Source organism: Arthrobacter sp. P1_B4 (assembly GCF_056406555.1).
In genome coordinates this window covers 1-8,612 of record NZ_JBFTZW010000112.1, presented here as the reverse complement: position 1 = coordinate 8,612, position 8,612 = coordinate 1, and the positions used below count along the sequence as shown (strand labels likewise).

The following is an 8,612-nucleotide window of genomic DNA, read 5'->3' as shown; positions in this document are numbered from 1 at the left end:
GTGCAAAGGCCAATGAAAACTACCACCGCTTTGGCGACGCGGAAGCGACCGCGACCCTGGACAAGTTGGCGGCAACGGCAGAGCCGGCAGCGCAGAAGACCCTCGTCAATTCCCTGGAGGCACGCTTCAATGACGTAGCCCCGGTGATCCCGCTGTTCTCCGGCCCGGCGTGGGGCGCCTACACCGATCAGCGATTCACGGGCTGGCCGAGCAACGACAACCCGTATGCCACTCTCTCGGCACGCTCCGCCACCACAGTGCTGGTTCTGACCTCACTCAAGCCTGCGCAGTAGCCATCTGGTGGCTGTTCGGGGCAACCGGCCCCGGACAGCCACCATGGCCGCCGCACACACGGCACCTGCACCGTTACCACCTGCCGGACCCGGACCGATCCCCGGGCGGCGCAACAATCATCAAGAAAGAAGCGGAATCATGGTATTCCTCCTCCGCCGCCTGGGGTTCTACATCATCGCCTTCTGGGCCTGCATCACCTTGAATTTCTTCCTCCCCAGGCTGATGCCCGGGGACCCTGTCAGCCGAATGTTTTCCCAAGTGCAGTCTCAGATGCGCCCGGACCAGGTGGATGCGCTCCGGCGGCTCTTCGGCCTGGACGACCGGCCCCTGTGGGAGCAGTACCTCGCCTACATCGGCAACATCTTCCGCGGGGACATGGGCATCTCGCTCTCCCGGTTCCCTTCCCCCGTTTCGGAGGTGATCGCATCACAAATCGGGTGGACCCTCCTGCTGGGCGGCACCTCCCTGGTTATTGCCGTCATTCTGGGCAATTTCCTCGGCATTCTGGCAGCGTGGCGTCGCGGAAAGTTCCTGGATTCGGTCTTTCCCCCGTTGCTGATCTTTGTCGGATCATTTCCCTATTTTTGGCTGGCCATGGCCGCTCTATATCTGTTCGGGATAACCCTGGGCTGGCTGCCCCTGAGCCATGCCTTCTCCACAGGCCTCAGCCCCTCGTTCTCCCTCGAATACATCAGCGACGTAGCCACTCACCTCATCCTTCCGGCCCTGACCATCGTCCTGGTCTCCATCGGCGGCTGGATGCTGGGGATGCGCAACACGATGATCGCCACCACCGCTGAGGACTACATCACGATGGCCCGGGCCAAGGGACTCCGTCCGGCACGGATCATGTTCCAGTACGCGGCCCGCAACGCCATGCTGCCCTCCGTGACGTCGTTCGGCATGTCCCTTGGATTCGTCGTCGGCGGCGCTCTCCTCACCGAAACCGTATTCGCGTACCCGGGCATCGGCTACCAGCTTCTGACCTCCGTCCAGGCGCTGGACTACCCGCTGACCCAAGGCATCTTCCTCACCATTACCGCCGCCGTGCTGGCAGCTAACTTCCTGGTCGACATCATTTACGTACGGCTGGACCCCCGGGTCCGGGTCAGCTAGAAACAGGTCCCCCATGTCACTTACAGACTCAACACCCGCCACAATCACCGCGGCCGGCAACCCCACCGTTCAGATACCTGAACCTCCTTCCCCCGGACGCCTGGTTCATGGAGGATTCGTCCACGGCATCCTCACGAACAAGAAGGCCCTCTTCGGACTGGCCATCCTGGTGCTATTTGCCCTCCTGGCGCTGCTGGCCCCTCTCCTGGCACCGGGGAACCCCTCCGACTTCGGCCCCGAAGCATCCCTGGCACCATCCGCGGACCACCTGCTCGGAACCACTTCCAAAGGCCAGGACGTGCTCGCCCTCACCCTGTGGGGATCGCGAAGCTCATTGGCCGTCGGATTCACCGTAGGTCTGGCGGCGACCTTCATCGGCTGCCTCGTCGGCATAGCCTCCGCGTACTTCGGCAAAGCCATCGACGAACTGCTCTCGCTGCTGACCAACATATTCCTGCTCATCCCCGGGCTTCCGCTCCTCGTGGTTCTGGCCGCATTCCTGCCGCCGGGGCCCGTCACCGTCGTCATCGTCCTGATCATCACGGGCTGGGCAGGCAGCGCCCGGGTCCTCCGCTCCCAGGCCCTGTCCCTGCGCAGCAAGGACTTCGTCGCTTCGGCCGTCGTGACCGGCGAGAAAGCATGGCGCATCATGTTCCGGGAGATCCTGCCCAACATGGCCTCCATCGTGATGAGCACCCTGCTGGGCTGCGTCATCTACGGCATCGGCGCCCAGGCAGGCCTGGAGTTCCTGGGGCTCGGCGACACGGGGTCCGTCAGCTGGGGAACCAACCTCTATTGGGCAAACAACGACGGCGCGCTCATGACCGGCGACTGGTGGGTGCTCCTGCCCTCCGGCGGCGCCATCGCCGTCGTCGCATTTGCCTTGGCCATGATCAACTACGCCGTTGATGAAATCACCAACCCTCGCCTGCGCGTGGAAAAGAAAGGCTGACAGATGGAAACCCTGACTGAACTGGAACGGGGAAACATCGGTCCTGCCGCCGCCGGCCCCGTGCTGAGCGTGAAGAACCTGCAGGTCCAATACACGGCGGAAAGCGGAAACGTCACCGCCGTGGATGGTGTCAGCTTCGACATCGGCGCCGGAGAAGTGTTCGGCCTCGCCGGTGAATCAGGCTGCGGCAAGTCGACCATCGCAAACGCGATCATGCGGCTCCTGCAGACCCCGGCAAAAATCACAGGGGGCTCCATCGAGCTCGCCGGAAGGAATCTCCTGGACCTGGGCGAGGAAGAACTGCGACGTACCCGCTGGCGCGACGTGGCCATGGTCTTCCAAAGCGCGATGAACTCCCTGAACCCCGTCATGACCATCGGAGATCAGATCGTCGATGTCTTCACCACGCACGAAAAAATGTCCAAGCAAGCCGCCCGCGAACGCGCCGTGGAGCTGCTGAAACTTGTCGACATCAGCCCGGACCGCCTCAAGTCCTACCCGCACCAGCTCTCCGGCGGAATGCGTCAGCGGGCAGTGATCGCGATAGCGCTGGCGCTTAAACCCTCTCTCCTCATCATGGACGAACCCACCACTGCCCTGGACGTGGTCGTCCAGCAGGAAATCATGCACCAGATCAAAGAACTTCAGCAGCAGCTGGGTTTTTCCATTCTGTTCATCACCCACGACATCTCACTCATGGTCGAACTCTCCCACCGCATGGCTGTGATGTATGCAGGAAAGCTGGTCGAGGTCGCTCCCTCCAAGACGATGCTGGACAACCCGCTTCACCCTTACACGAACGCACTGATGGGAGCGTTCCCTCCGCTGACCGGACCGAGAGTGGAGCTGATTGGTATCCCGGACGCCCCGCCGAACATGGCCCATCCCCCCACCGGGTGCCGCTTCCACCCCCGGTGCCCGCTTGCTATCGACTCCTGCCGCACCATCGAACCCCCGCTCCTTCCAGGAGCCGAAAACCACGAGGCAGCCTGTCTGCTCGTACCCGGATATGTCGTCCCCCGCGAAAGGTCACGCCGATGAGCCCCGCATACAGCACCTCATCCCTCCCAGGAGCGGCGACCGCGCCCCTGGTTCAGGTACGCAACCTGAGCAAGGACTATCAGCTTGGAAGTTTCCCGTTCCGTTCGACCGTACGTGCGGTCAACGACGTCTCCTTCGACATCAACCGCGGCGAGATTGTGGCACTCGTCGGGGAATCCGGCAGCGGAAAGAGCACCATCGCCCGGATCCTCGCCCGCCTCGAGCAGCCCACAGGCGGCCAGCTCATCCTCGACGGACAAGACATATTTGCCACCGAACGCCGCCGGGCGTCAATGAGATACCGCAGCAAGGTCCAGATGGTCTTCCAGGACCCCTTCGGATCCCTCAACCCGGCACACCGCATCGAGCACTTCCTGACGCGTCCCCTGCAGCTTCACGGAGAAAACGACAGCCCGCGTGCCCTCAAACTCAAGCTGTGTGAACTAATGGCAACAGTCGGTCTGGGCGAGCAGATGCTGGACCGATACCCCCATCAGCTGTCCGGCGGACAGCGGCAGCGCGTCGCCATCGCCAGAGCCCTGGCCGTGGAACCGGAAATCATACTGGCCGACGAACCCACCTCGATGCTCGACGTCTCGGTCCGCATCGGAATTCTCAATCTGATGCGCAAACTCCGCGATGAACGGGGCGTGTCCATGCTTTACATCACCCACGACCTCGCCTCCGCACGCTACATCGCGGACACAACCATGGTGATGTGCGCCGGGGACCTGGTCGAGGGTGGCGAGAGCATCGAGCTGATGGCCGCCCCTCATCACCCGTACACACAGTTGCTGCTCTCCGCCGTACCCGACGCCCGCAGAACCCAGACCGTCCGCCCACCGAAGAGGGACGCCACAGGGCGGAACGCTCCCCGGGGCACCGGCGAACGGATCGCCCTGAGCAAATCCCATTGGGCGCTCAAAGTACCGGACCCTGCCCACTGACGGCCCCAAATCCGCCGTCCGAGAGGCCGCTTTCCCCGCGGAATCAGACCCGCACAGCTCCATTGGCTGTCGAAAACCCAGAAAGAATCCATGATGAACCCCCCTGCCACACTGTCCGTCCTACCCGAGGTGATCGTTGTCGGCGAAGCACTTATCGATGTGGTCCACAYGGGGAACGGCGCCACCGAGCACCCGGGGGGCTCCCCCGCCAACGTGGCCTACGGACTCGCCCGTCTCGATGTTTCAACCGGGTTCCTGACCTCAATCGGTACCGATAGCCGGGGAGTTGCCATCAGCAGCCATCTCAGCGGCGCAGGCGTCTATATCCTTCCGGGCTGCCAGTCCACGGCCTCTACATCGACCGCCACGGCAACACTGGCCGCCGACGGGTCCGCAACCTACACTTTCGACCTCGCCTGGGACCTCCCACCGGTTGCCCCGGCGTACCTCCCCACGCTCCTGCACACCGGGTCGATCGCCAGCTTCCTCGCCCCGGGGGCCTCAGGGGTGAAATCCCTCCTGCAGGACTGCGCAGGAACCAGCACCGTCACCTATGACCCGAACATCCGACCCGAACTGCTCGGCAGCCACCACGAAGCCAGAACCATCTTCGAAGAGCTCGTTCCCCTCACGGACGTCGTGAAACTCAGCGACGAGGACGCAGCATGGCTGTATCCGCGCAATTCGCCGGAGGAGGCTGCCCGCCACATACGCGGACTGGGCACGGACCTGGTCGTGGTCACCCGCGGATCAGAAGGATCCTTCCTGCTCACCGCAGACACAGAAATCAGTGTCCCCTCCGTGGAAACCGTTGTCGCGGACACCATCGGGGCAGGAGATGCCTACATGGCGGCCCTCATTCTGGGGCTGCTGACCCGAGGCGGCGAGGGCCTGGCTCCGCCCGTTCTTGAAAAGATCGCCCGCATGGCATCCATGGCAGGCGCCATAACTGTCGGCCGTCCAGGGGCGGACCTGCCCTCCTTGGCTGAAATGCAAGCCCTGGTCAGCTGACCACCACTTTCCGTCTTCAACACCGCGGCCAATCTGACGATCACCGTCAGATCCTGGCCCTTTCCTTGCCCCATTCCGAACCTGAAACGAGTGCACCTCCCATGACGGCCGTGACCACCACACACCCGGAAGCCTTCCGGCCCGCCCTGCATTACACAGCCCGAAACACCTGGCTCAATGATCCCAACGGACTGATCTACCATCAGGGCCTCTACCACCTCTACTACCAAAACAACCCGTTTGGAGACACCTGGGGAAACATGTCCTGGGGCCACGCGACGTCGGAGAACCTCACCGACTGGACCGAACAGCCTGTCGCGATTGCCTGCGACGAGCGGGAGGACATCTTCTCCGGCAGCATCGTATTCGACAGCCAAAACAGCAGCGGACTCGGCACCGAATTGGCGCCACCGCTGGTGGCCATTTACACCAGCGCCTACAAGGCGCCTTCTCCGCTGCACGGCGTCCAGGCGCAATCACTGGCCTACAGTCTGGACGGCGGCTTCACCTGGAAAAAATACGCTGGCAATCCCGTACTCAGCCGCAACTCGGCCAACTTCCGTGACCCCAAGGTTTTCCGCTACGACGGCGGGGCCGGCTCCTACTGGGTAATGGCGGCCGTCGAAGCCCACGACTACAAAGTAGTCCTCTACAAGTCCGAAGACCTGAAAACGTGGGAACACCTCAGTGATTTCGGCCCCGCCAACGCCACCGGCGGAATCTGGGAGTGCCCGGACCTGTTCGCTTTGCCGGTGGACGGCAATCCACTGGAGCTGAAGTGGGTTCTGACGGTGAATCTGAACCCCGGCGGCCCGAACGGCGGTTCAGCCGGGCAATACTTCACAGGGGACTTCGATGGCGTCCAATTCATCTCCGACTCCACCATCACCAGCGGGGAGCAGGACCCCGACCGCCTACAGGAGTACAACTGGCTGGACTGGGGACGGGACTATTATGCCGCCGTCTCCTTCAGCGACGCCCCCGACGGCAGGCGGATCATGGTCGGCTGGATGAACAACTGGGACTACGCCAATCAGATCCCGACTTCACCCTGGCGGAGCCCCATGTCTCTGCCCCGGGAACTCTCCCTGGCCACCGTTGGCGGCCGCACCAGACTAATCCAGAACGTCGTCGAGGAAGCCGTATGCCCCAATCAGGCGCCGGCAGTTCAGGACGGCCCCATCCATCTGGCAGAGGAAACGCGCCCGCTCCCAGCCGCCACGGGCACGGTTCAGCTCATCGAAGCCGAGTTCACGCCTGGGACGGCCGAAGAATTCGGCCTCATCGTTCGAGGGAGCGGCACGGAAGGAACCCGAATCAGCATCAACCCCGCCCAGGGCCGACTCATCCTCGACCGGACCGCCTCCGGCGACACCGGCTTCCACGATGGATTCGCCTCCGTCGATACCGCCCCCATCAGCGCCCGGGACGGCCGATACGGCCTGAAGATCTACGTCGACCACTGCTCCGTTGAGGTCTTCGCCCAACACGGCGAACTCGTGCTTACGGACCTGATCTTCCCGGACGAAACAAGCACCCGAGTCTCCATTTACGCCCGCGGCGGCTCGGCCACAGTCGAGAGCCTGAGGATCACGCCCCTGGTATAGGCCGGCATCCCACACGACGCAGCCGCACGCCGGAATACGGTCTTAGCAACAAGATATGGAAGGCACCCCAGCATGGAATACCGCAAACTTGGTTCATCCGGGATGTACATCAGCGAACTGGCCTACGGGAACTGGGTCACCCACGGTGAGCAGATCGACCAGGACGAGGCCACGGCCTGCGTCCGGGAGGCGCTGGACCTGGGCATTACCACGTTCGACACCGCCGATGCCTACGCCGGCACCCGCGCGGAACACACCCTCGGTGAAGCGCTAGCCGGTGTGCGGCGCGAAAACGTCGAGATCTTCACCAAGGTCTACTTCCCCACCGGCAAGGGCCGGAACGACCGCGGGCTGTCGCGCAAGCACATCATGGAATCCATCAACGGCTCCCTGAAGCGGCTGCAGACCGACTACGTGGACCTCTACCAGGCCCATCGCTATGACTACGAGACGCCGCTGGAAGAGACGATGCAGGCCTTCGCCGACGTCGTCAGGCAAGGAAAAGCCCTGTATATCGGCGTCTCCGAATGGACTGTGGACGAAATCCGCGCCGGCGCCGCCCTCGCCCGGGAACTGGGCATCCACCTGATCTCCAACCAGCCCCAGTACTCCCTGCTCTGGCGGGTCATCGAAAAGAAAGTCGTCCCCACCTGCGAGGAGCTGGGCCTGGGACAGATCTGCTGGTCACCCATGGCCCAAGGCGTCCTGACCGGAAAATACGTTCCCGGCCAAGAGGCCCCGGCAGCATCCCGCTTCACAGGCGAGAACGGCAAGATCAAGTCAGACAACCGCTACCTGACCGAAGACATCCTCAGCCGCATCCAGCAGCTCAAACCGCTCGCCGCTGACGCCGGCCTTTCCATGCCCGCACTCGCCGTCGCCTGGGTACTGCAAAACCCCAACGTCTCAGCAGCCATCGTCGGAGCCTCACGCCCGGACCAGCTCAAAGACACCGCAACCGCAGCCGGAGTGAAACTGGCCCCCGCCCTGCTGGCACAGGTCGACGAAGTCTTGGACCCGGTCATTGAACGTGACCCCGCAAAAGTGGAGTCACTCCCGGCCCGCCCATGACATCGCGGGTAGCTGTGACGGACGAGCACATCGGTTACGGCAAACACGATGTGTCAGCCCGCGCCGGGAAAATCCGGCAACCGCGACCGCTCCAAAACCGTGATGACTGATATCGGGCCGGGCGAGATCCCAATTGTCGCTGAGTCCGAAAGGCTCTCACGGCCGGGAAATCGCGGCGCACTTCGCTGAGGTGTTCGGCCCAGGCCATCAAAGGACACTATTTAGCGGACTTCCCAGGTCATTGGGGGATGGCCGAGTGGCATCACCGGCTGCGGGCTCTGCGGTGGCCTTCATCGTCCGCTACACGTCAAGATCCGCTCCGGACCCACCGCTATACGGACACGCCCGGGAGGGCTCCGATTGCCATATTGAATTCTTCCAGGGTTGGGGGGTTCGCTCCCGGGCGCTGGACGGTAATGGCTGCGGCTGCAGCTGCGGTGTGTCCGAACTGCTCCAGGACAGCTGGGGCGAAGCATTTCGGTTCCTCGGGTGAGAAAGCCCAGAATCAGTCCTACGATCATAAGTCCCGGCCACCTGGGGAGACCGGTACCGGCTGCCCTTTATGTCGGGGGC

7 protein-coding genes and 2 pseudogenes are annotated in these 8,612 nt (G+C 63.1%); 8 read left to right on the top strand and 1 reads right to left on the bottom strand.

The window, feature by feature from the left end; genetic code table 11:
- The 8 genes and pseudogenes from AC1D1W_RS18825 to AC1D1W_RS18790 form a co-directional block, all read left to right on the top strand.
- Positions 1-293: pseudogene (locus tag AC1D1W_RS18825) on the top strand (ABC transporter substrate-binding protein); the annotation flags it as partial.
- A gap of 139 nt (positions 294-432) precedes the next feature.
- Positions 433-1,410: an ABC transporter permease gene (locus tag AC1D1W_RS18820; RefSeq protein ID WP_243180747.1), complete on the top strand. Its 978-nt coding sequence runs from the start codon at positions 433-435 to the stop codon at positions 1,408-1,410.
- 13 nt (positions 1,411-1,423) lie between these two features.
- Entirely contained in the window at positions 1,424-2,362 is a 939-nt protein-coding gene (locus AC1D1W_RS18815) for an ABC transporter permease (protein ID WP_243180740.1), read from the top strand.
- A gap of 3 nt (positions 2,363-2,365) precedes the next feature.
- Entirely contained in the window at positions 2,366-3,403 is a 1,038-nt protein-coding gene (locus AC1D1W_RS18810; RefSeq protein WP_243180738.1) for an ABC transporter ATP-binding protein, read from the top strand.
- A complete protein-coding gene (locus AC1D1W_RS18805; protein ID WP_243180737.1) occupies positions 3,400-4,350 on the top strand; it encodes an ATP-binding cassette domain-containing protein in 951 nt (316 codons plus the stop codon). The genes AC1D1W_RS18810 and AC1D1W_RS18805 overlap by 4 nt, the downstream gene beginning before the upstream one ends.
- A 90-nt stretch (positions 4,351-4,440) precedes the next feature.
- The gene (locus AC1D1W_RS18800; protein WP_476944481.1) at positions 4,441-5,361 is read left to right on the top strand and encodes a carbohydrate kinase family protein; all 921 of its coding nucleotides are present in this window, start codon (positions 4,441-4,443) and stop codon (positions 5,359-5,361) included.
- Between the two features lie 101 nt (positions 5,362-5,462).
- Positions 5,463-6,968 (top strand): glycoside hydrolase family 32 protein, encoded by a 1,506-nt coding sequence (locus AC1D1W_RS18795; protein WP_243180735.1) that lies wholly within the window; start codon positions 5,463-5,465, stop codon positions 6,966-6,968.
- A gap of 72 nt (positions 6,969-7,040) precedes the next feature.
- On the top strand, positions 7,041-8,039 hold the full coding sequence (locus AC1D1W_RS18790; protein WP_476944480.1) for an aldo/keto reductase family protein: 999 nt from the start codon (positions 7,041-7,043) through the stop codon (positions 8,037-8,039).
- A gap of 331 nt (positions 8,040-8,370) precedes the next feature.
- Here the strand turns inward: AC1D1W_RS18790 and AC1D1W_RS18785 are convergent.
- A pseudogene (locus tag AC1D1W_RS18785) lies at positions 8,371-8,548 on the bottom strand (carbohydrate kinase); the annotation flags it as partial.
- Between the last annotated feature and the right edge of the window lie 64 nt (positions 8,549-8,612).

Excerpts from the sequence above, each read along its gene's own strand:
- AC1D1W_RS18805 (WP_243180737.1), top strand. The coding sequence starts at position 3,400 with ATGAGCCCCGCATACAGCACCTCATCCCTCCCAGGAGCGGCGACCGCG.
- AC1D1W_RS18810 (WP_243180738.1), top strand. The coding sequence starts at position 2,366 with ATGGAAACCCTGACTGAACTGGAACGGGGAAACATCGGTCCTGCCGCC.
- AC1D1W_RS18795 (WP_243180735.1), top strand. The coding sequence starts at position 5,463 with ATGACGGCCGTGACCACCACACACCCGGAAGCCTTCCGGCCCGCCCTG.
- AC1D1W_RS18820 (WP_243180747.1), top strand. The coding sequence starts at position 433 with ATGGTATTCCTCCTCCGCCGCCTGGGGTTCTACATCATCGCCTTCTGG.
- AC1D1W_RS18790 (WP_476944480.1), top strand. The coding sequence starts at position 7,041 with ATGGAATACCGCAAACTTGGTTCATCCGGGATGTACATCAGCGAACTG.
- AC1D1W_RS18815 (WP_243180740.1), top strand. The coding sequence starts at position 1,424 with ATGTCACTTACAGACTCAACACCCGCCACAATCACCGCGGCCGGCAAC.